This is a genomic window from Subtercola boreus (assembly GCF_003399635.1).
GTDB lineage: Bacteria > Actinomycetota > Actinomycetes > Actinomycetales > Microbacteriaceae > Subtercola > Subtercola boreus_B.
Genome location: NZ_NBXB01000006.1, coordinates 17161 through 36358, shown reverse-complemented (window position 1 = coordinate 36358; position 19198 = coordinate 17161). Strand labels below are relative to the sequence as shown.

General features: G+C 67.0%; 20 protein-coding genes. 14 read left to right on the top strand and 6 right to left on the bottom strand.

Annotated features, from left to right (window positions below):
• Positions 1 to 100 precede the first annotated feature (100 nt).
• The 6 genes from B7R22_RS01305 (at position 101) to B7R22_RS01280 (ending at position 7983) form a co-directional block, all read left to right on the top strand.
• Entirely contained in the window at positions 101 to 1117 is a 1017-nt protein-coding gene (locus B7R22_RS01305; RefSeq protein ID WP_116410021.1) for a LacI family DNA-binding transcriptional regulator, read from the top strand.
• Positions 1118 to 1324: 207 nt separating this feature from the next.
• Complete coding sequence (locus B7R22_RS01300; protein WP_116410020.1) at positions 1325 to 2032, top strand: L-ribulose-5-phosphate 4-epimerase; 708 nt, start codon at positions 1325 to 1327, stop codon at positions 2030 to 2032.
• Between the two features lie 209 nt (positions 2033 to 2241).
• A complete protein-coding gene (gene chvE, locus B7R22_RS01295; protein ID WP_116410130.1) occupies positions 2242 to 3372 on the top strand; it encodes a multiple monosaccharide ABC transporter substrate-binding protein in 1131 nt (376 codons plus the stop codon).
• 151 nt (positions 3373 to 3523) lie between these two features.
• Positions 3524 to 5056: a multiple monosaccharide ABC transporter ATP-binding protein gene (mmsA, locus tag B7R22_RS01290; protein ID WP_116410019.1), complete on the top strand. Its 1533-nt coding sequence runs from the start codon at positions 3524 to 3526 to the stop codon at positions 5054 to 5056.
• Positions 5056 to 6297 (top strand): multiple monosaccharide ABC transporter permease, encoded by a 1242-nt coding sequence (mmsB, locus tag B7R22_RS01285; RefSeq protein WP_116410018.1) that lies wholly within the window; start codon positions 5056 to 5058, stop codon positions 6295 to 6297. Before mmsA ends, mmsB begins: the two co-directional genes overlap by 1 nt.
• A 48-nt stretch (positions 6298 to 6345) precedes the next feature.
• On the top strand, positions 6346 to 7983 hold the full coding sequence (locus tag B7R22_RS01280) for an ATP-binding cassette domain-containing protein (RefSeq protein WP_116410017.1): 1638 nt from the start codon (positions 6346 to 6348) through the stop codon (positions 7981 to 7983).
• Between the two features lie 57 nt (positions 7984 to 8040).
• On the opposite strand, the gene B7R22_RS01275 is transcribed toward B7R22_RS01280, so the two are convergent.
• Complete coding sequence (locus B7R22_RS01275; RefSeq protein ID WP_116410016.1) at positions 8041 to 9255, bottom strand: NAD(P)/FAD-dependent oxidoreductase; 1215 nt, start codon at positions 9253 to 9255, stop codon at positions 8041 to 8043.
• 131 nt (positions 9256 to 9386) lie between these two features.
• Between B7R22_RS01275 and B7R22_RS01270 the strand changes: the two genes are divergently transcribed.
• Together B7R22_RS01270 and B7R22_RS01265 are read left to right on the top strand one after the other, a co-directional pair.
• Complete coding sequence (locus B7R22_RS01270; RefSeq protein WP_116410015.1) at positions 9387 to 9998, top strand: ArsR/SmtB family transcription factor; 612 nt, start codon at positions 9387 to 9389, stop codon at positions 9996 to 9998.
• The gene (locus tag B7R22_RS01265) at positions 9995 to 10357 is read left to right on the top strand and encodes a hypothetical protein (protein ID WP_116410014.1); all 363 of its coding nucleotides are present in this window, start codon (positions 9995 to 9997) and stop codon (positions 10355 to 10357) included. Before B7R22_RS01270 ends, B7R22_RS01265 begins: the two co-directional genes overlap by 4 nt.
• Before the next feature lie 219 nt (positions 10358 to 10576).
• Here the strand turns inward: B7R22_RS01265 and B7R22_RS01260 are convergent, their stop codons facing one another.
• The 5 genes from B7R22_RS01260 to B7R22_RS01240 form a co-directional block, all read right to left on the bottom strand.
• Positions 10577 to 11017 (bottom strand): OsmC family peroxiredoxin, encoded by a 441-nt coding sequence (locus tag B7R22_RS01260; protein WP_116410013.1) that lies wholly within the window; start codon positions 11015 to 11017, stop codon positions 10577 to 10579.
• A 75-nt stretch (positions 11018 to 11092) separates the two neighbouring features.
• Positions 11093 to 11539, bottom strand: coding sequence for a MarR family winged helix-turn-helix transcriptional regulator (locus B7R22_RS01255; RefSeq protein WP_116410012.1), 447 nt, complete (start codon positions 11537 to 11539; stop codon positions 11093 to 11095).
• A gap of 87 nt (positions 11540 to 11626) precedes the next feature.
• Positions 11627 to 13009 carry an FAD-binding oxidoreductase gene (locus B7R22_RS01250; protein WP_116410129.1) on the bottom strand — a complete coding sequence of 461 codons (1383 nt, stop codon included), beginning with the start codon at positions 13007 to 13009 and terminating at the stop codon, positions 11627 to 11629.
• Positions 13010 to 13072: 63 nt separating this feature from the next.
• Positions 13073 to 13684 carry a GIY-YIG nuclease family protein gene (locus B7R22_RS01245; RefSeq protein WP_116410011.1) on the bottom strand — a complete coding sequence of 204 codons (612 nt, stop codon included), beginning with the start codon at positions 13682 to 13684 and terminating at the stop codon, positions 13073 to 13075.
• Positions 13685 to 13720: 36 nt separating this feature from the next.
• Positions 13721 to 14215, bottom strand: a complete 495-nt coding sequence (locus B7R22_RS01240) for a MarR family winged helix-turn-helix transcriptional regulator (RefSeq protein ID WP_116410010.1) — start codon at positions 14213 to 14215, stop codon at positions 13721 to 13723.
• 143 nt (positions 14216 to 14358) lie between these two features.
• Between B7R22_RS01240 and B7R22_RS01235 the strand changes: the two genes are divergently transcribed.
• The 6 genes from B7R22_RS01235 (at position 14359) to B7R22_RS01210 (ending at position 19196) form a co-directional block, all read left to right on the top strand.
• Positions 14359 to 15540 (top strand): TerC family protein, encoded by a 1182-nt coding sequence (locus B7R22_RS01235; protein WP_116410009.1) that lies wholly within the window; start codon positions 14359 to 14361, stop codon positions 15538 to 15540.
• 118 nt (positions 15541 to 15658) lie between these two features.
• Positions 15659 to 16252, top strand: coding sequence for a TerD family protein (locus B7R22_RS01230; RefSeq protein WP_116410008.1), 594 nt, complete (start codon positions 15659 to 15661; stop codon positions 16250 to 16252).
• A 43-nt stretch (positions 16253 to 16295) separates the two neighbouring features.
• Complete coding sequence (locus tag B7R22_RS01225) at positions 16296 to 16874, top strand: TerD family protein (protein WP_116410007.1); 579 nt, start codon at positions 16296 to 16298, stop codon at positions 16872 to 16874.
• 13 nt (positions 16875 to 16887) lie between these two features.
• A complete protein-coding gene (locus tag B7R22_RS01220) occupies positions 16888 to 18105 on the top strand; it encodes a toxic anion resistance protein (protein ID WP_116281436.1) in 1218 nt (405 codons plus the stop codon).
• A gap of 15 nt (positions 18106 to 18120) precedes the next feature.
• Positions 18121 to 18642, top strand: a complete 522-nt coding sequence (locus tag B7R22_RS01215; protein WP_116410006.1) for a hypothetical protein — start codon at positions 18121 to 18123, stop codon at positions 18640 to 18642.
• Positions 18642 to 19196: a TerD family protein gene (locus B7R22_RS01210; protein ID WP_216363344.1), complete on the top strand. Its 555-nt coding sequence runs from the start codon at positions 18642 to 18644 to the stop codon at positions 19194 to 19196. Before B7R22_RS01215 ends, B7R22_RS01210 begins: the two co-directional genes overlap by 1 nt.
• Positions 19197 to 19198: the final 2 nt, after the last annotated feature.

The following is a 19198-nucleotide window of genomic DNA, read 5'->3' as shown; positions in this document are numbered from 1 at the left end:
GGCGAAAACAGCATCGTCTCACACATTCCGGCCCGGATGGTGAGTATGTGACTGTCACACGGGGCGCCGGGCTCCGAGCGGGCGGGGGCATAATGAACCCGTGCCATCCGACCCGACCCGCAACCGCGCCCCGAGCATCCGCGATGTCGCGCGGCTTGCCGGGGTGTCCTACCAGACGGTGTCCCGGGTGCTGAACGACTCCCCGAACCTCCGCGAGGAGACCAAACTCCGCGTCCAGCAGGTCATGGACGACCTGCAGTACCGCCCCAACCGGGCCGCACGGATGCTGGTCACCAGCCGCTCGCGCACCATCGGCATCATCTCGGCGTCGAGCTTCCAGTACGGCCCCGCCTCGAGCATCACCGCCATCGAGCAGGCGGCCCGGGCGGAGGGCTACTTCGTGAACACGGTCAACCTCGACGGCAGCGACCGCGAGTCGATCGAGCGCGCCCTGAACCACCTGCTCGACCAGGCCATCGAGGGGCTCGTCGTGATCGCACCCCAGGTGCGTGTCTTCGACACCTTCACCCAGATGAACCTCTCGGTGCCGTTCGTGACGCTGCAGTCGACGGGCACCTCCGATCACGCGCTCTCGGTCGACCAGATCGCGGGCGCGAGGCTGGCGACGAGGCACCTGATCGAACTCGGGCACCGCAACATCTACCACCTCGCCGGCCCCCAGGACTGGATCGAGGCCGAGGCCCGGATGCACGGCTTCCTCACGGAGATGAGCGAGCACGATGTGGCGGCTACCGCGCCGATCCTCGGCGACTGGACCGCCGAGTTCGGCTACTTCGCCGGCCGGGAGCTGCTGCGGGTGCGCGATTTCACGGCGATCTTCTCCTCGAACGACCAGATGGCCCTCGGCCTGATGCACGCGATCCGGGATGCTGGGCTCGACATCCCCGGCGACATCAGCATCGTCGGGTTCGACGACATCCCCGAGGCGCGGCACTTCTGGCCTCCGCTCACGACGGTGCGCCAGGACTTCGGCGAGCTCGGCCGCCGCGCCATCGAGCTGCTGCTGAACGGCGGCGGCCCGCTCGGCGGTGAGTCGCCGAGCGGGATCATCCCGGAGCTCATCGTGCGCGAGAGCACCGGGCCCAGCCGTTTCTGAACTGATTCACCCTGCCGGAGTGCATGCCACCGAGCTTGCACATCGGCAGTTACCGAACTGTGACAACTTGCGCTTGACAGGCGTTGTCTGCTTGTGGCTAACATGAGTCCAGCCCGATGTGACCGTTCACATACGGCGTCACATCAGATCACCAGCCTGACGAACACACCCCGTGTGAGCCACATCCGAGACGAAGGAGTCCGTGACATGAATTACGGCCCTGAGACCGAAGTGCTCATCGCAGGCCTCCGTGAAGACGTCGCCCGGCTGCACTCCGAGCTCACCCGCTACGGCCTCATCGCCTGGACGAGCGGCAACGTCTCCGCCCGCATCCCGGGCCGCGAACTGTTCGTCATCAAGCCGTCCGGCATGCGCTACGACGACCTCGCCCCCGAGAACATGATCCTGTGCGACTTCGACGGCGACGTGATCTCCGAGACGCCCGGCAGCCACCGGCAGCCCTCGAGCGACACCGCAGCGCACGCCTACATCTACCGCAACATGCCCCAAGTGGGCGGCGTCGTGCACACCCACTCGACCTACGCCACGGCCTGGGCCGCGCGGGGCGAGGAGATCCCCTGTGTCATCACCGCGATGGCCGACGAGTTCGGCGGCCCGATCCCGGTCGGTCCGTTCGCCGTCATCGGCAACGACTCGATCGGCGTGGGCGTCGTCGAGACGCTGACGGGCCACCGCTCCCGCGCCGTGCTGATGCAGAACCACGGTGTCTTCACGATCGGCCGTGACGCGAACGATGCGGTCAAGGCCGCCGTCATGGTCGAGGATGTCGCGCGTACCGTGCACGTCGCCCGCCAGCTCGGTGACCCCATCCCTCTGCCCCAGCAGAGCATCGACGCACTCTTCGCCCGCTACCAGAACGTCTACGGACAGGCACCGGAAGGTGCTCTCCAGTGACCACGACCGCGCGCAGCGCACCCCACGTGCCACGCGCACCCCACGATTTCTCGCCTCCGGCGAGACACCAGACCTGCGTGACTCCCCCACGGGAAACGCGCCGGAACAAGGCCCACCACAGCACCTCGCAGGGCCTCTGATCACCGCATCACCTTCACCCAGCACCTGCTGACAACGAAGTCCACATGCACAAATCGAAAGGAAACACAGTGAAGAAGAAAGTTGTACTTTCCCTCCTGGCCTCCGCGGCCATGGTGGTTTCACTCGCAGCCTGCTCCTCGGGCAGCTCATCAGGCTCCTCCACCGACGGCGCTGCCGCCGGTGCCAGTGGCCTCATCGGTGTCGCGATGCCGACGAAGTCGTCGGAGCGCTGGATCGCCGACGGCAACAGCATCAAGCAGCAGCTCGAATCGGCCGGCTACACCGTCGACCTCGAGTACGCCGAAGACGACATCCCCACCCAGGTCAGCCAGCTCGAGAACATGATCACCAAGGGCGCCAAGGCCCTGATCGTTGCCTCGATCGACGGCACCACGCTGACCAACACGCTCCAGAACGCCAAAGACAACAACATTCCTGTCATTGCCTACGACCGCCTGATCCGTGACTCGGAGAACGTCGACTACTACGCCACGTTCGACAACGAGAAGGTCGGCACCGAGCAGGGCACCTCGCTCCTCACCGGTCTCGGCATCCTCGACGCCAGTGGCAAGGACACCGGAGTCGCCGGTCCGTTCAACATCGAGCTGTTCGCCGGTAGCCCCGACGACAACAACGCCACGTTCTTCTTCAAGGGCGCGATGGCTGTCCTGCAGCCCTACATCGACAAGGGCACCCTTGTCGTGAAGAGCGGCCAGACCGACTTCAACACGGTCGCCACCCTCCGTTGGGACCCGGCAACCGCCCAGTCCCGCATGGAGAACATCCTCACGTCGACGTACTCCGACGGCACCACGAAGGTCAACGGCATCCTGTCGCCCTACGACGGAATCTCGCGCGGCCTGATCTCCGCCGTCACCTCGGCGGGCTACACCGTCGGCGCCTCGTTCCCGATCATCACCGGCCAGGACGCTGAGCTCGACTCGGTCAAGGCCATCAACGGCGGCGAGCAGTACTCGACCATCTACAAGGACACTCGCGAGCTCGCGAAGGTCGCTGTGGCCATGGCCAGCGCTGTGCTCGAGGGCAAGACGCCTGAGACGAACGACGACAAGACGTACGACAACGGCAAGAAGGTCGTTCCGGCCGAGCTGCTGCAGCCCGTCGTCGTCACCAAGGGTGACATCAAGAAGGTCCTGATCGACGGCGGTTACTACACCGACGCGCAGATCAACGGCTAGTTCCAATGAGGCAGTTCTGTCACGGCTCGATCCGCGAGCCGTGACAGAACGCCGGGCCGGTTTTGGCTCGGCAGTTTGAGCACGTACCCTGGCTCGGCCCTGCGCCGGGCCACACCCGCACCACCCCCACACTTTTAGAGGAAGAGATGTTGTGACCACCAATATCCTGGAAATGCGCAGCATCACGAAGACGTTCCCCGGCGTCAAGGCGCTGCAGAACGTCACGCTCGCCGTGGCTCGCGGCGAAGTGCACGCGATCTGCGGCGAGAACGGGGCCGGCAAGTCGACGCTGATGAAGGTGCTGAGCGGGGTCTACCCCTTCGGAACCTACGAGGGCGACATCGTGTTCGAGAACGAGACGATGGAGTTCCGCGACATCCGGGACAGCGAGGCCAAGGGCATCGTCATCATCCACCAGGAGCTGGCTCTCAGCCCGTTCCTCTCGATCGCCGAGAACATCTTCCTCAACAACGAGATCAAGGGCGCCTTCGGCCTGATCGACTGGAACAAGACCAACACCGAAGCATCCAAACTCCTCGCCCGGGTGGGCCTCCGCGAGAACCCCACCACGAAGGTGCGTGAGCTCGGCGTCGGCAAACAGCAGCTCGTCGAGATCGCGAAGGCGCTCTCCAAGCGGGTGAAGCTCTTGATCCTGGATGAGCCGACCGCAGCCCTCAACGACGAGGACAGCGACCACCTCCTCGACCTGATCCTCTCGCTCAAGGGCCAGAACATCACGTCGATCATCATCAGCCACAAGCTCAACGAGATCAAGAAGATCTCGGACACGGTCACAGTCATCCGCGACGGCAAGGCGATCGAGACGATCGCCAAGACCGACGTGACCGAGGAACGCATCATCAAGGACATGGTGGGCCGCGACCTCGAACACCGCTACCCCGACCACACCCCGCACATCGGCGAGGAGATCCTGCGCGTCGAGAACTGGACCGCGTACCACCCGCAAGACCCGAACCGCATCATGGTCGACAACGTGAACCTGAACGTGAAGCGCGGCGAGATCGTCGGTATCGCCGGCCTCATGGGCGCCGGGCGCACCGAGTTCGCGATGAGCCTGTTCGGCCGCTCGTACGGCACGAAGATCTCCGGCCAGGTCTACAAGCACGGCGTCGAGATCAAGACCCGCACCGTGTCGGAGGCCATCGACAACGGCCTCGCGTACGCCACAGAGGACCGCAAGTTCTACGGGCTCAACCTCATCGAGGACATCCAGCGCAACATCTCGATGGCCTCGCTTAAGAAGCTCGAACGCGCCGGGCTCGTCGACGACAACAAGGAGTACGAGGTCGCCGACGGCTACCGCAAGTCGATGAACATCAAGGCACCCTCGGTGCTCTCGAAGGTCGGCAAGCTGTCCGGTGGCAACCAGCAGAAGGTCGTGCTGAGCAAGTGGATCTACTCCGACCCTGACGTGCTCATCCTCGACGAGCCGACCCGCGGAATCGACGTGGGCGCGAAGTACGAGATCTACACGATCATCAACAAGCTCGCCGCCGAGGGCAAGGGCATCATCGTCATCTCGAGCGAGCTGCCAGAACTCCTCGGCATCTGCGACCGGATCTACGCCATCGCCGAAGGCCGCATCACCGGTGAACTGCCCATCGCAGAAGCCACCCCCGAAACACTGATCAAGTACATGACCATGGAAAAGGAACGCGCCTGATGTCCAACCTCGAAACGAAGCCGTCAGACGACACGGCCGCCGGTGGCCGGGTCAACCCGGTCGAGAACAAGTTCACCACCGCTCTCAGCCACGTTCTGAGCGACCTGGGCAAGAACGGCATCTTCATCGCCCTCGTGCTCGTGGTCGTGGTGTTCCAGATCCTGACCAACGGCGTGCTGCTCCGCCCGCAGAACGTCTCGAACCTGATCGTTCAGAACGGGTACATCCTGATTCTCGCGATCGGTATGGTGATGGTCATCGTCGCGGGCCACATCGACCTGTCGGTCGGATCCGTCGCCGCCTTCGTCGGCGCCGTCTCCGGTGTCTTCGCCGTGAACATGGGCCTGCCGTGGTGGCTCTCCATCATCCTGTCGCTGCTGATCGGTGCGGCCGTGGGAGCGTGGCAGGGCTTCTGGATCGCCTACGTGGGCATACCGGCGTTCATCGTGACGCTGGCCGGCATGCTCATCTTCCGTGGTCTCGCGCTCGTCGTGCTCGGCAACGCCAACATCGGCTCGTTCCCCGAGGAGTACCGCGCCATCGGCAACGGGTTCCTGACGAACGTCTTCGGCAACCTCGACGTCGACCCGCTGACCATGGGTGTCGCGGTGATCGCGATCATCGCCCTGATCGTCCAGTCGGTGCGCACCCGCCGCGGCCGCCAGAGCTACGGCCAGGCCGTGGAGCCCATCGGCTGGTACGTCGGCAAGCTCGTGCTGGTCTCGATCGTCATCCTGCTCTTCGCCTACGCGCTCGCCACCTTCAAGGGCATCCCGGTCACGCTGATCATCCTCGCGGTGCTCATCCTGATCTATGGCCTGGTCATGGGCCGCTCGGTCTTCGGCCGTCACATCTACGCGATTGGTGGCAATCTGCACGCCGCCGAGCTGTCGGGCATCAAGACCCGCAACGTGACGTTCTGGCTGTTCGTGAACATGGGCGTGCTCGCTGCCCTCGCCGGTCTCGTCTTCACCGCCCGCCTGAACCTCGCCGGCCCGAAAGCCGGTGACGGCTTCGAGCTCGAGGCCATCTCCGCCGCCTTCATCGGTGGCGCGGCAGTCACCGGCGGCGTCGGCACCATCGGCGGCGCCATCATCGGTGGTCTCATCATCGGTGTGCTGAACAACGGCATGTCGATCATGGGTATCGGCATCGAGTGGCAGCAGGCCGTCAAGGGCCTCGTGCTGCTGCTCGCCGTCGCCTTCGACGTCTACAACAAGCGTCGCTCGGGCGGTCGTTGATCCGCCGCGCCTGAGTCGGCCAACTCCTCAACACGTAGTCTGAAACGGATGCCCGTGCACGGCCCGTCCCTCCTCCTGAGTTCCGTCTCAGCGAGGTCGGCGGCCGGCACGGGCATCCGTTCTGTGTCGTTCGGGGTGTCGGGCGGCAGCGTGCACGGCATCCTCGGCGAGAACCTGTCGGGGGCATCCGAAGTGCTCGCCGTGATCAGCGGCTTTCTGCCGGTCGCCGACGGAACACTCACGATCGGCGGAATACCGCGCCGATTCGGGAGTTCTGCTGAGGCCGCGGCGGCTGGCGTGCGAGTGATCCGCGGCGAGCCCGCCGTCGTGCCGCACAGTTCGGTCGCCGAGAACATCTACCTCGGGCACGAGACATCGGCCGGCGGCTTCGTGCGGTTCGGCCGCATGAACGCCAACACCGCCGACCTGCTCACCCGATTCGGCCTGGGCGGAGCGGTCGACCCGGCCGGCCGCGCGGGCGACCTCGGCCGGGCCGAGCGCTGGATCGTCGAGTTCTGCCGCTGCCTGATCGCTGAACGCTCGGTCGTGCTGCTCGACGAGCCGTTCACCGGTCTGGATGCCCCAGGCCTCGCCCTCGTCGCGGGCGGCATCCGGCGGCTCTCCGCCGAGGGGGTCACCGTGGTCATCGCCTCCCACCGTCTCGATCTGCTGCGCCAGGTGGCGTCGGGCGTCACGGTGCTCTCGCGGGGTGCCGCCGTGGAGACGGTCGCACTCACAGCGAACACGCCCTCGACCGAACAGCTCGTGCGTCACATGACGGCGAACATCACGGTCACCCCGCGGCCCCAGCACGAGGAGCTGGAGTCCGGCCCGGTGGTGTTCGAACTCGCGTCGTGGACCGCCCAGCACCCTGTCGACACCGAGCGCAGCGTGGTGCAGGATGTCTCGCTCACAGCCCGGCGCGGGGAGATCGTCGGGCTGGCCGGGCTCGAGGGGTCGGGCATCAGCGAGCTGGCCCTGAGCCTCTTCGGGCGCACGTTCAGCTCCCGGGTGAGCGGAACGATGCTGGTCGACGGCCGGCCGCTCGATGCCGCGACGCCCCAGGAGTCGGTCGCGGGAGGCGTGGGGCTCTCGACGGCGGCGAACATCAAATACGACCTGAACCTCATCGGCGGCATCCCGTCGCGCATCTCCTCGGGGATGCTGGCCCGCCTGGCTCGCCTCGGTCTCGTCGACCGGGATCGCGACTACCGCACGACGGATGCGCCCGCGTTCGGGCTCGGCGGCATCTCGGCGCTCGTGGGCCGGCGGGGCGCGGCGGGTTTGGCAGCGGGATCGGCCGGGGCCGGGGCAGCACGAGGCGCCGGCGCCGCGCGATCCACCGGGGCCGGCGATCTGGCAGACGGTGCCGGATGGCCGGCAGGAGCCCGGCGCCACCTCGACGCACTGCGCACCTGGCTCGACCTGCCACTCGGCCAGCGACCCGTCGTGGTCGTGCTCGATCATCCGACCGCCGCGCTCGACGCCGCACGGGTGGCTGTGGTGCGTGACCTCATCGTCGAGCTGGCCGCCGGGGGGACGGCCGTGCTCCTCGCGTCTGACGACCTCGACGAACTGCTCATGCTGACCTCGCGCGTCTACACACTCGCCGGCGGACGCGCCACCGCCGAGCTCCTCACCCGCGACGCGACACCCGCCGGGCTGCTCGCGAAGATGATGGGCTGACGCACAGCCGCGTCAGGTACAGCCGCGTGAGGTACAGCCGCGTGAGGCGCAGCCCCGTCAGGCTCGGCCCTTGAGGATCAGGTTCCAGTACACCCAGGGCAGAACGTACCGGTCGGCGATGAAGGTGGCCCTCCGCTCCTTCGCCAGGCCCTTCCAGAACGGGATGGTCGGCTTCGGCCGGTAGCGGTCGTCGAACTCCGAGAACACCACTGTCGTCCGCGAAACCGTGAACGGGCACACCGAGTAGCCGTTGTAGACCTGGGGCAAGGGCTTGCCCTTCAGCGCGGCCGCGAGGTTCTTCGCCAGCACCAGGGTCTGCTGGCGAAGCGCCCCGCCCGACTTCGAGTTGATCGTGGCGGCTGCGTCGCCGAGCGCCCAGACGTCGGGATACCGCGCGTGCCGGAGCGTCAGTGCATCGACCTCGATGAATCCGCCGGGGCTGGCGGGGTCGGCCAGCCCCGTCTGGGCCAGCCAGTCGGGCGCCGACTGCGGCGGTACGGCATGGAGCACGTCGTAGGCGAGTCGCTCGGCACTGCCGCCGGGCCCGCTCACGACGACCGACTTCTGCGCGGCATCCACCGCCGCCAGCTCGCTGCTGTACCTGACGTCGATTCCGTACTCGGCGACCTTCCGTTCGAGCTCCCTGTCGATCATCGACATGCCGAAGAGGGTCGGCGTGGGCACGACGAGCACGACTCTGATGTCCTTCAGCACGCCGGTCTCCCGCCAGTGATCGCAGGCGAGGTACATCGGCTTCTGCGAGGCGCCGGCGCAGGTGGCGGGCCCGGCGGGCTGCGTGAAGACCACAGTGCCCGTGCGGGTGCTGCTCAGCACCTTCCAGGCCTTCTGGGCGTACCCGAACTCATAGTTGGAGATACCGGCGGGTGACTCCATGGCCTCCACGAGGCCGGGCACGGCATCCCAGTCCTTCTGGATGCCCGGGCACACCACGAGCTGCCCGTAGCTGATGCTCCGCCCGGATGCCAGGGTCACCGTCTTCGCCTCGGGGTCGATGCTGCCCACCCGGGCCCTGATCCAGCTGACGCCCCGAGGGATGACCGACTCCTGCGGGCGCGTGGCGAGGCCGGCCGGGGCGGTTCCTCCCGCGATGTGCGAGAACATCGGCTGGTAGAGGTGCGTCTCGCGGGGTTCGATGACCGCGACATCCTGCACCCCGTAGCGGCGCAGCCGCCCCGCGACCGACAGGCCCGCGTTGCCTCCGCCGATGATCACGACGGTGTGGTGCTGGATGCCCGTGCTGGTGTCGCTCATCCCCTCACCGTACGGAGTTCTGTGCCCTCGGGTGAGGCGTTGCGCATTCGGCGAATCCCTGCATTCGCAGCCAAAGAACCCTTTGCAACACTTTGCTTGCAAAGAAGTCTTTGCAAAGGTATCTTTGGATCATGGATGAACACCCGGTCGTCGCACCGAACCGCTCGATCGACATGACCAGCCTCAAAGGGCTGGCGCATCCGCTCCGCGTGCGCATTCTCGACGCACTCTCGACCTACGGGCCGAACACGTCGAGCGGACTCGCCGAGCGGTTCGGCGAGTCGAGCGGATCGATGAGCTACCACCTCCGCCAGCTCGAGAAGCATGGTTTCGTGCGTGAAGACGCCTCGCGCGGATCGTCGCGTGAACGGTGGTGGGAGCGCGTGCCCGGCGGTATCGAGGTCGACAGCGTCTACCCGCCGCGGAGTGCGGAGCGGGCGGCCAGCGACCTGGTGCAGCGCGAATGGCAGGTCACCCGTGACGCGCTGTTCAACGACTTCCTCATGCAGGGAGCCGACCAACTCGAACCGCGCTGGTACGAGGCATCCACCATCGACACCGTCAACCTGCGCCTCACCTCGTCACAGCTCGCCGCCTTCGTGGCCGAGCTACAGGCGGTCAGCGACCGTTTCATCCAGCGCTACCGCAACCAACCGGCACCCGGCACGCGCCCCGTGCAACTGCAACTGAACGCCTTCCCCGTCATGGACGCGGAAGAGATCCCCGGAGGGACAGACTCATGAACGCCACACCCACCCTGCCGCGCCGCCCGGCCGGCGCCCACGCCGCTGCGCCCGCAGCCGCTGCACCCGCCACTTCGCCGGCCGCCGCGCCGGCCGCCCTCGCGCCCATCGACCGCGCGGTACTCGCCCTCGGCACTGCGCTCGTTGCGTGGAGCCACCGCGCCGAACGCCGCGGTGCGGCGCATCCGGTCGCCCCCGTGTCCACCCCGGACCACCTCAGCGTGTCGTCAGCCCGCGCGGCCCCCCGATCTCACGCGGACTCCCTCCGCGAGACGCACCACCTCCGCCGCACTGCGATCGCGAACCGCTCGGTCATCCTCGCGCAACGTGACCTCGGCGCGAACCGACTCCTCCGCTGACCCTCCCCCTCCGCTGACCCCGCCTCCCCCACCCCCCCCCGGCAACAGAATCGACTGGGGAGTTCCGGTCGCTTCGGCGCCCCGATACCGACCGAAACTCCCGACCCGATCGCCACGAAATTCGAAACCCCGAAAACTGTCGCTCCGGATCACGGATACCGACAGTTTTCAGGGTTTCGATTGGCGCAGGGCGGGGTGCGCCGAGTGAGACGCTGCGGGCTACTCCTCGAGGGCAGCGTCGAGCGTGATCTCCACCCCGGTCAGCGCCTTCGACACGGGGCAGGTGTTCTTGGCGTCGGTCGCGGCCAGCAGGAAGGTCGCGGCGTCGATGCCGGTCACCTCGCCACGAACACGCAGCGCGATGCCGGTGAGGCGGAAGCCGCCCTCGGGGTCCGGCCCGAGCGAGACGTCGGCGCGCACGTCGAGCGCCTCGACGGTTCCGCCGGCGGCACCGAGCACCGCCGAGAACTGCATCGCGTAACAGGCCGAGTGCGCCGCGGCGAGCAGCTCTTCGGGGCTGGTGGCGCCGTTGGCGTCGTCGGCTGCGCGCTTCGGGAACGACACGTCGTAGGTGCCGAGCTTCGAGCTCGAGAGTTCGACTTGGCCTTGACCGGTCTCGAGGCTTCCGTTCCAGGCAGTGCGGGCGGTACGTGTGGGCATTGTGCTCTCTTTTCTCTGGTTTCCTGCGGTGGATGACCGGGGGGAGCCGGTCGGGTCGGTGAGGTGAAAGGGGTGCTAGGCGGACGCCCTGATGTGCTCGGCAACGTCGGCCACCCGGTCGCGGAGCGCGTGGATCTCGGGCAGGGCCAGGCCGGTCGCCCCGCAGATCTGCTCCTGGATGCCCACCGTGCTGGCCCGGAGCGCCTCGCCGTCTGCCGTGAGCGAGACGAGTACCGAGCGCTCGTCGCGGGGCAACCTGCCGCGTGCGACGAGCCCGGCCGAGTCGAGCCGTCGCAGCAGCGGCGACAGCGTGCCTGAGTCGAGCAGGAGGCGCTCACTGAGGTGAGCGACCGTCGACGGCCCCTGCTCCCACAGCACCAGCAGAACGAGGTACTGCGGGTAGGTGAGCCCGAGCGGCTCGAGCAGCACACGGTAGCGCGCGGTCAGCGCCCGCGACGCGTTGTAGAGCGCAAAGCAGATCTGGTCATCCAGCAGGGGTGCGGAGGCGGGGCTCGAAGGCATGACCCGACCCTAACACATTGTGCGCAACTGAATTGTGCGCAATGCAAATACTTCCGCGCACCGCGGCCTCGCCCGGGGCGACCCTCCTCAGAACCCCTTACCCGGGTTCAGCGTGCCGAGCGGATCGAGCCCGTGCTTGATCGCCTCGTGCATCCGGATGACCGGCTCCCCCAGCTCCAACCGGGCCCCCTCGAGCTTCAACAGCCCGACCCCGTGCTCGCCGGTGACGGTTCCGCCGAGGTCCAGGCAGTCGGCCACGATGCGGTCGAACGCTGTCTTGGCCCGATCCTTCGCCGCGTCGTCGCCCACGGGAGCGATGATCAGCGGGTGGAGGTTGCCGTCACCCGCATGCGCGATGTTCGCGATGACCACGTCGTTCTCGGCGGCCGCCTGCTGGATGCGCTGCAGCATCTCCGGCACGGCGGATCGCGGCACGCAGATGTCCTCCGTGAGCACCGGCCCGAGACGCTCGAGCGCGGGGTAGGCGAGTCGGCGGGCCAGGAAGAGGCGCGCGATCTCCGCCGCGTCCGTGGCCCGCTCGACGTTCGAGCCGCCTGCATCGACGAAGACGTCCGCGACCCGGTCGGTAAGCGCCTCCCCTGCCGGCCCGGCCTCGTCGACCTTCGCCAGCAGCAGCGCCTTCGCATTCGACGGCAGGGCGAGGTGCTGCCACTCGTCGACGGCAACCAGGCAGGTGTGGTCGATGAGTTCGAGCGCGGCCGGGATGATGCCGGCCCGCGAGATGGCGGCAACGGCGACGCCCGCCGCTTCGAGAGAGGGGAAGTACCCGATGACCGCACGCTCGTCGCGGCCCGCGAGCGGCAGCAGCCGCACGGTCAGTTCGGTGATGATGCCGAGCGTGCCCTCCGAGCCCACCATGAGCCCGGCGAGGTCGTAGCCCGTGACTCCTTTGGCAGTCGAGTGGCCGAGCGACACGATCTCGCCGCTCGCGAGCACCACGGTCATCCGCAGTACGTAGTCGCGGGTGACTCCGTACTTCACACAGCAGATGCCGCCCGCGTTCGTCGCTGCGTTGCCGCCGATCGTGGAGATCGCCGAACTGGCCGGGTCGGGCGGATACCAGAGCCCGAATGCGGCGACGTGCGCGCGGAGGGCATCGTTGATGACACCGGGCTGGGCGATGGCATAGCGCTCGTCGACGTTGACGCTCAGCACCTCGCTCATGAGTTCGAGCGAGACGACGATCGAATTCGCGATGCTGTTGGCGCCGCCCGAGAGGCCGGTTCCCGCGCCGCGCGGTACGACGCGCACGCCTCGTTCGGCCGCCCAGCGAACCACACTCGCGACCTCTTCGGTCGAGCGTGCGAGCACCACGGCGAGCGGCGGCACGAAGTCGGCCCACTCGGCGTCGTCGTGGCTGTAGCGGTCGAGAGATTCCGCGTCGGTCAGCGCCCGGCCGGGTGCGAGCTGTTCGAGCTGGCCGAGGTCTGCGAGCTGGTCTGTCGTCATGCCCCCAGCGTAGACACCCGCCCGGCCGGTCGCCGAGTCGCCCGACCCCCTCACCCGCTCCCCTCACCCGCCGAGGGCGCGGCGCTCGCTCAGCCAGCGGGCATACAGCGACAACGGGTCGTCAACGCCCCGCGCGAGCACCCCGATGTGCGCCTCGAGCTCCGGATGCACGGCGAACCACTCGCTCCGCGGAACCCGCTGCGCCGCGAACTGCGCGTGACGGCGCTGTTCGGTCATCCGACCGCCCGGCTCGAACGCCAGCAACTCCTCGTAGTGCAGGCTCCCGAGTCGCTGCCGCGGGTTGGCGGACGTACCGATCTTGATGCGCTGGCCCGAGCGGATGTAGTAGACCACCTCGACCCGCGAGACCCCGGAACCCGGGTCGGAGTCCGGCAACTCTCCCACTTTCCACTCGCACACCGCGCAGAGCCAGCCCGACGGGTACCGTACGCCGAGCCTCGACCCGCAGGCGCGGCACGGCGACGGAAGCACATCCGTCATGCCCACCTCCCGGGCGACAAAGTCGTGCGCGAGCAGCAGATGGTGCGCGCAGAGCGCCACCGGCGCATCCACCTCCACCGGCTCACCGCAGGCCCGCCCGCCCGCGTCGCCGCCGCCCCCGTCCCGGCCTCCGCCCCCCGCACTCTCGACGCTGCAACAGGATTCCCGGCTCATGCCTCGACGCTAAGCCACCCCGCCGACACTCAGGGGTCAGCGGGACTCGTTGTGGCGCCAGACCGCGTCGGTCACCCAGGAGAGTTCACGGCTGAAGCGCTGCAGCAGACGGGAGAAGTCGGCGCGGTCCTCCTCGTTCCACTTGCCGACGAGGGTGTTGTAGACGTCCTGCGCGATGCGTCGGTGCCGTTCGATCGCCACCACCCCGGCCTCCGTCGCGCTCACCAGCACGGCGCGACGGTCGGCGGGGTCGGGCTCGCGCCGGGCGAGACCGCCCAGCTCGAGCCGCCGCACCTCGGTTGTCATCGTCGACTTGTCGACCTCGAGCCACTCGGCGAGCCGCGACATCCGGATCGGCTTCGAGGCGACGAGGCGTTCAAGCAACCAGGAGTCCGTGCTGGAGAGTGCCGCACCCTCGGCGTCGTGGAGGTTCCGACGGTTCTCGGCGCGGGTCGACCAGCGCTGGATGAGAGCGAGGGTCGACTCGATCGACTCGCCGACGTTGACGGGTTCTGGAGTGTCTGGATCCATAGCTGAAGGTTTCCTGACTAATCGGGGATCGAATTTGGTTGGTGCGATCCAACCAAATATAGTGGGAGCACACCAACTAAATTACACCTCCAACCTCCACTCACTCTCTACGCACCCTCCAAGCACCCAGGAGCACTTCACCCATGGAAATCCCCGGCTACGTCTGGCTGCTGACAATCGTCGGCATCCTGGCCCTCCTCGCCTTCGACTTCTTCTTCCACGTGCGCAAAGCCCACGAGCCCACCCTGATGGAGGCCGCCAAGTGGTCGGCCATCTACGTGGGCATCGCTGTCGCGTTCGGCATCGGCGTTCTGGTCTTCGGCGGGCAGACGCTCGGCACCGAATACTTCGCCGGCTACATCACGGAGAAGGCGCTGAGCGTCGACAACCTCTTCGTGTTCCTGATCATCATCGCGAGCTTCCGGGTGCCGCGTGCCGACCAGCAGAAGGTGCTGCTCTTCGGCATCGTCTTCGCGCTGATCGCCCGCACCGGGTTCATCTTCATCGGTGCCGCCGCGATCAACTCCTTCGCGTGGCTGTTCTACCTTTTCGGCGGGTTCCTCATCTTCACCGCCATCAAGCTGCTGCGCCCCGAGTCAGAGGGCGACGACGCCGACAACGTGATCATCCGCCTGGCGAAGCGCATCTTCAACACCACCGAGCGCTACGACGGCGACAAGTTCTTCACGATCGAGAACGGCAAGAAGGTCCTCACGCCGATGCTGCTCGTGATGGTCGCCATCGGTGGAACCGACCTGCTCTTCGCGCTCGACTCCGTGCCCGCGATCTTCGGTCTCACGCAGAACACCTACATCGTGTTCACCGCCACCGCGTTCTCCCTGATGGGTCTCCGCCAGCTGTTCTTCCTGATCGACGGCCTGCTGGATCGCCTCATCTTCCTCAGCTATGGTCTCGCAGCGATCCTCGCCTTCATCGGCGTGAAGCTGGTGCTGCACGCCCTCCACGAGAACAACCTCCCGTTCCTGAACGGTGGGCAGCCGATCCCGGTGTTCGAGATCAGTACCGAGCTCTCGCTGATCGTCATCATCGGTGTTCTCACCATCACCGTTCTCGCCTCGCTGTTCAGCCCGGCGGGCAAGGCGAACACCGTCATCAGCGACTCCCGCATCCAGGCCAAGAAGTTCGTCGAACACGACTTGAAGGGCGACGAGGCCGAGCGCACCGCGACCTACGAGCGTATGGTGGCCCGCGAGAAGGCCATCCAGGCCCTCTCCGACAAGCAGCGTGCGAAGGCCGCAGACGACGAAGAACTCGTCGCCCTGCTGGCCCAGGCTCACGAACTTCACAGCCAGAGCGCAAAGTAACCCAGAGCGCGCAATATCTCAGAGCACGCAGTAACCCAGAGCGCAGGGTAACGCCGTATCCTCTAGCGTGGGGAGAGCATCCCCCCGCTCCGAATGCACTACACAAGGAGAAAACACCATGGGTCTCAGCTTGGAAAAGGGCCAGTCGCTCTCACTGACGAAGAAAAACGGCGGGGCTCTCACGAAGATCCGCCTGGGGCTCGGCTGGGACAGCGCCGCCCCCGTGAAGCGCGGCCTCTTCGGCCGGGCGAAACCTGCGGATGAGATCGACCTCGACGCGTCGGCGATCTTCTTCGACGCGTCGGGCAAGGTGCTCGACACCGTCTGGTTCCAGCAGTTGGCCAGCAAGGACGGGTCGGCCACCCACACCGGCGACAACCTCACCGGCGCCGGTGACGGTGACGACGAGACCATCCTGGTCGACCTCTCGAAGGTCTCCCCGGCGGTGTCGCAGATCGTCTTCGTGATCTCGAGCTACACGCAGCAGTCGTTCGACATGGTCGAGAACGCCTTCAGCCGCGTCGTCGACGACTCCGCCCCCGGAGCACCCGAGGTGGCCCGCTACCAGCTGACCGACTCCGGCACCCACACCGCGATGATCATGTCGAAGGTCTCCCGGGATGGCGCCGGGTGGAGCTTCAAGGCGATCGGCAACCGCGCGAACGGCCGCTCCGTGATGGATCTGTTGACCCCCGCCGCGCAGACACTCTAGACAAAGACGAACCCGCACAATCCAACAAGGAGCACTGATTCACATGGCAGGACTCACCCTCGCGAAGGGCAACAACCTCTCGCTCACCAAGACCAGCCCCGGGCTCACCGTGGCAACGGTCGGCCTCGGCTGGGATCCGCGTACCACCAGCGGCGAACAGTTCGACCTCGACGCGTCAGCGCTTCTTCTGGGCGCAGACGGCAAGGTGCGCTCGAGCGCGGACTTCATCTTCTACAACCAACCTGCGAGCCCCGACGAGTCGGTCAAGCACATGGGCGACAACCGCACGGGTGAAGGCGACGGTGACGACGAGCAGATCAACATCGACCTGCAGAAGGTCGGCTCCGACGTGCAGCGCATCGTCATCGCCGTGTCGATCGACAAGGCCGACGAGCGTCGCCAGAACTTCGGCCAGGTGCGCGCAGCGTACTGCCGCGTCGTCGACCAGGACGGCCAGGAGATCGTGCGCTTCGACCTCAGCGAAGACGCCGCCCCCGAGACCGCGATGGTCTTCGCCGAGGTGTACCGCAACGGCGCCGAATGGAAGTTCAAGGCCGTGGGCCAGGGCTATATCACCGGCCTCGCAGGAATCGCCGGCGACTTCGGCGTCCAACTGGGCTAGAAAGGCTCCCTCCATGAGTACACCGCTCACTCCCCCCGACAGCAGTGACGTCGCCCAGGCGTCATCGCTGGTGCTCCGCGCACCGGATGCCCCCGACATCGTCGTGGCCGACGCGGCGCCGGGCATGGTTCCGGTGCCGTCCGAGCGCCAGACCGAGATCTCTCGCCAGGCGCGGGAGTTCGTGGCGGAGGTCAGCTCGCTCGATCCGCGGAGCCCCGAGTTCCAGACCAAGGTCGAGGGCATCTCGCAGATCGGCGGGGCCGAAATGGTGCAGTCGGGCGGATACTCGACGCGGATGCTCGAACGCTCATCCACCTCTGTGGCGGGCGCGAAGAAGACCGGCAACAGTGCGCAGATCACCGTGGCCAACACCCTCGGCGACCTCCGCACGACGGTCGAAGACCTGACGCCGAACGCGGCAGACCTCGGGGTCGGCCGCAAGATCCTGGGATTCATCCCGGGCGGCAACAAGCTGGCGCGCTACTTCCAGAAGTACGAGAGCGCTCAGACGCAACTCGACAAGATCATCAAGTCGCTGATGGCCGGCCAGGACGAGCTGCTGAAGGACAACGCCGCGCTCGCCGGCGAGAAGGTGCAGCTCTGGGAGACGATGCAGGCGCTCAGCGAGTACGCGGTCTTCGCGAAGGCCCTGGATGCCGCGACCGTCGAGAAGATCGCTTCCAGCCGCGCCTCCGGCCAGATCGAGGAGGCGCAGAAGCTCGAGGCCGACGTGCTCTTCCCGATCCGCCAGCGCCACCAGGACATCCTGACCCAGCTCGCCGTCTCGGTTCAGGGCTATCTCGCGATGGACCTGATCCGCAAGAACAACCTCGAGCTGATCAAGGGTGTCGACCGGGCCCGCACCACCACGATCGCGGCGCTCCGCACGGCAGTCATCGTGGCGCAGGCGCTCGCGAACCAGAAGATGGTGCTCGACCAGATCGACGCCATCAACACCACCACGAACAACATGATCCTGAAGACCAGCGAGATGCTGAAGGATCAGACCGTGCGCATCCAGGAGCAGGCCGGCAGTTCGGGCGTGAGCGTCGAGACGCTGCAGAAGGCGTTCGACAACGTGTTCCAGACAATGGATGCGATCGACACCTTCCGCGCCTCGGCTGCCAAGAATATGGAGGGCACCGTCGCGGCACTCGAGACGGGCATCCAGAAGGCTAAGCCGTACCTCGAGCGCAGCCGCCAGGGCGACCAGGGCGAGGTCAGCCGGTGACACTGAGGTGACACGGTGACGTTCGGCCGTTTCGTGAACTCGCTGTTCGGCGGGCCCGCACCCGAGGCCACGCCGACAGTGGTCGACGACGTGCCCGCCGCGGCCACGCTGAGTGAGGACGAGCAGACCGCGCAGGCTCTGGATGACCTGCGGAGCACGGTGCGGCGCGCCGGCCGTGAGCTGCCGACCCTGCTCTCGTCGCGCCTCGGCCAGATCGACGATGTGCTGAGGGACGTGGTCGCCACGATTGCCGCGCAGGGCGCCTCGACCGAGCAGCGGGTGCTGTTGGAGGCGATGGTGCGCGACTACATCCCCACCCCGCTGCACGCGTTCCTGGCCCTGCCCGAACGGGACCGCACCGACGACTCGGCGGCGACCGCGCTGTTCGCCGACCAGCTGGAACTTCTCGAAGGGACCGTGCGCGACATGCTGAACCAGGTGCGGATCGGCGCCATCGAGGAGCTCTCGACGCACGGCCGTTTTCTGGCCGACAAGTTCCAGGCGCCGGATCCGGGCCTCACGCTGGGCGGTCGCTGATGGCCACGCTCATCCCGGGGGCCAACGCCGCCCTCACCGCAGAGAACCCCGGCCTCACGGAGGTTCTCGTCGGGTTCGGCTGGGAGGTCATCCCGAGCCGCGGGCCGCGCGCCGAACTGGTGCCGCTCGCGATCTTGTGCGACGCCGACGACAAGGCGATCTCGAACGACCACCTCGTCTTCTTCAACCAGCTCGAGAGCCAGGACGGATCGGTGCAGTTCGTCGACACGGCCGACGCCGAGGAGATCGACGTGGACCTCTCGGCGGTGCCCGCCGTCGTCGAGAAGATCGCGTTCCTCGTCTACGTCGACCCCGACGTGCGCGGAGCAGCCGACTTCTCGGCGGTGCGCTCAGCGTACGTGCGCGTCGCCACGAAAGACGGCCGGGAGCTCGTGCGATTCGACGTGCCCCTCGCCGACAACGACCGGAACGTTCACGCGATGCTCTTCGGCGAGCTGTACCGGCACCGCGCGGACTGGAAGTTCCGTGCCATCGGCCAGGGCTACGCGAACGGTCTCGCCGGGGTGGCGCGCGACTTCCGGATCGAGCTGTAACC

Coding starts and splice junctions, on each gene's coding strand:
- B7R22_RS01300 (WP_116410020.1), top strand. CDS start 1,325: ATGAATTACGGCCCTGAGACCGAAGTGCTCATCGCAGGCCTCCGTGAA.
- mmsB (WP_116410018.1), top strand. CDS start 5,056: ATGTCCAACCTCGAAACGAAGCCGTCAGACGACACGGCCGCCGGTGGC.
- B7R22_RS01280 (WP_116410017.1), top strand. CDS start 6,346: ATGCCCGTGCACGGCCCGTCCCTCCTCCTGAGTTCCGTCTCAGCGAGG.
- B7R22_RS01275 (WP_116410016.1), bottom strand. CDS start 9,255: ATGAGCGACACCAGCACGGGCATCCAGCACCACACCGTCGTGATCATC.
- B7R22_RS01270 (WP_116410015.1), top strand. CDS start 9,387: ATGGATGAACACCCGGTCGTCGCACCGAACCGCTCGATCGACATGACC.
- B7R22_RS01265 (WP_116410014.1), top strand. CDS start 9,995: ATGAACGCCACACCCACCCTGCCGCGCCGCCCGGCCGGCGCCCACGCC.
- B7R22_RS01260 (WP_116410013.1), bottom strand. CDS start 11,017: ATGCCCACACGTACCGCCCGCACTGCCTGGAACGGAAGCCTCGAGACC.
- B7R22_RS01255 (WP_116410012.1), bottom strand. CDS start 11,539: ATGCCTTCGAGCCCCGCCTCCGCACCCCTGCTGGATGACCAGATCTGC.
- B7R22_RS01250 (WP_116410129.1), bottom strand. CDS start 13,009: ATGACGACAGACCAGCTCGCAGACCTCGGCCAGCTCGAACAGCTCGCA.
- B7R22_RS01245 (WP_116410011.1), bottom strand. CDS start 13,684: ATGAGCCGGGAATCCTGTTGCAGCGTCGAGAGTGCGGGGGGCGGAGGC.
- B7R22_RS01240 (WP_116410010.1), bottom strand. CDS start 14,215: ATGGATCCAGACACTCCAGAACCCGTCAACGTCGGCGAGTCGATCGAG.
- B7R22_RS01235 (WP_116410009.1), top strand. CDS start 14,359: ATGGAAATCCCCGGCTACGTCTGGCTGCTGACAATCGTCGGCATCCTG.
- B7R22_RS01230 (WP_116410008.1), top strand. CDS start 15,659: ATGGGTCTCAGCTTGGAAAAGGGCCAGTCGCTCTCACTGACGAAGAAA.
- B7R22_RS01225 (WP_116410007.1), top strand. CDS start 16,296: ATGGCAGGACTCACCCTCGCGAAGGGCAACAACCTCTCGCTCACCAAG.
- B7R22_RS01220 (WP_116281436.1), top strand. CDS start 16,888: ATGAGTACACCGCTCACTCCCCCCGACAGCAGTGACGTCGCCCAGGCG.
- B7R22_RS01210 (WP_216363344.1), top strand. CDS start 18,642: ATGGCCACGCTCATCCCGGGGGCCAACGCCGCCCTCACCGCAGAGAAC.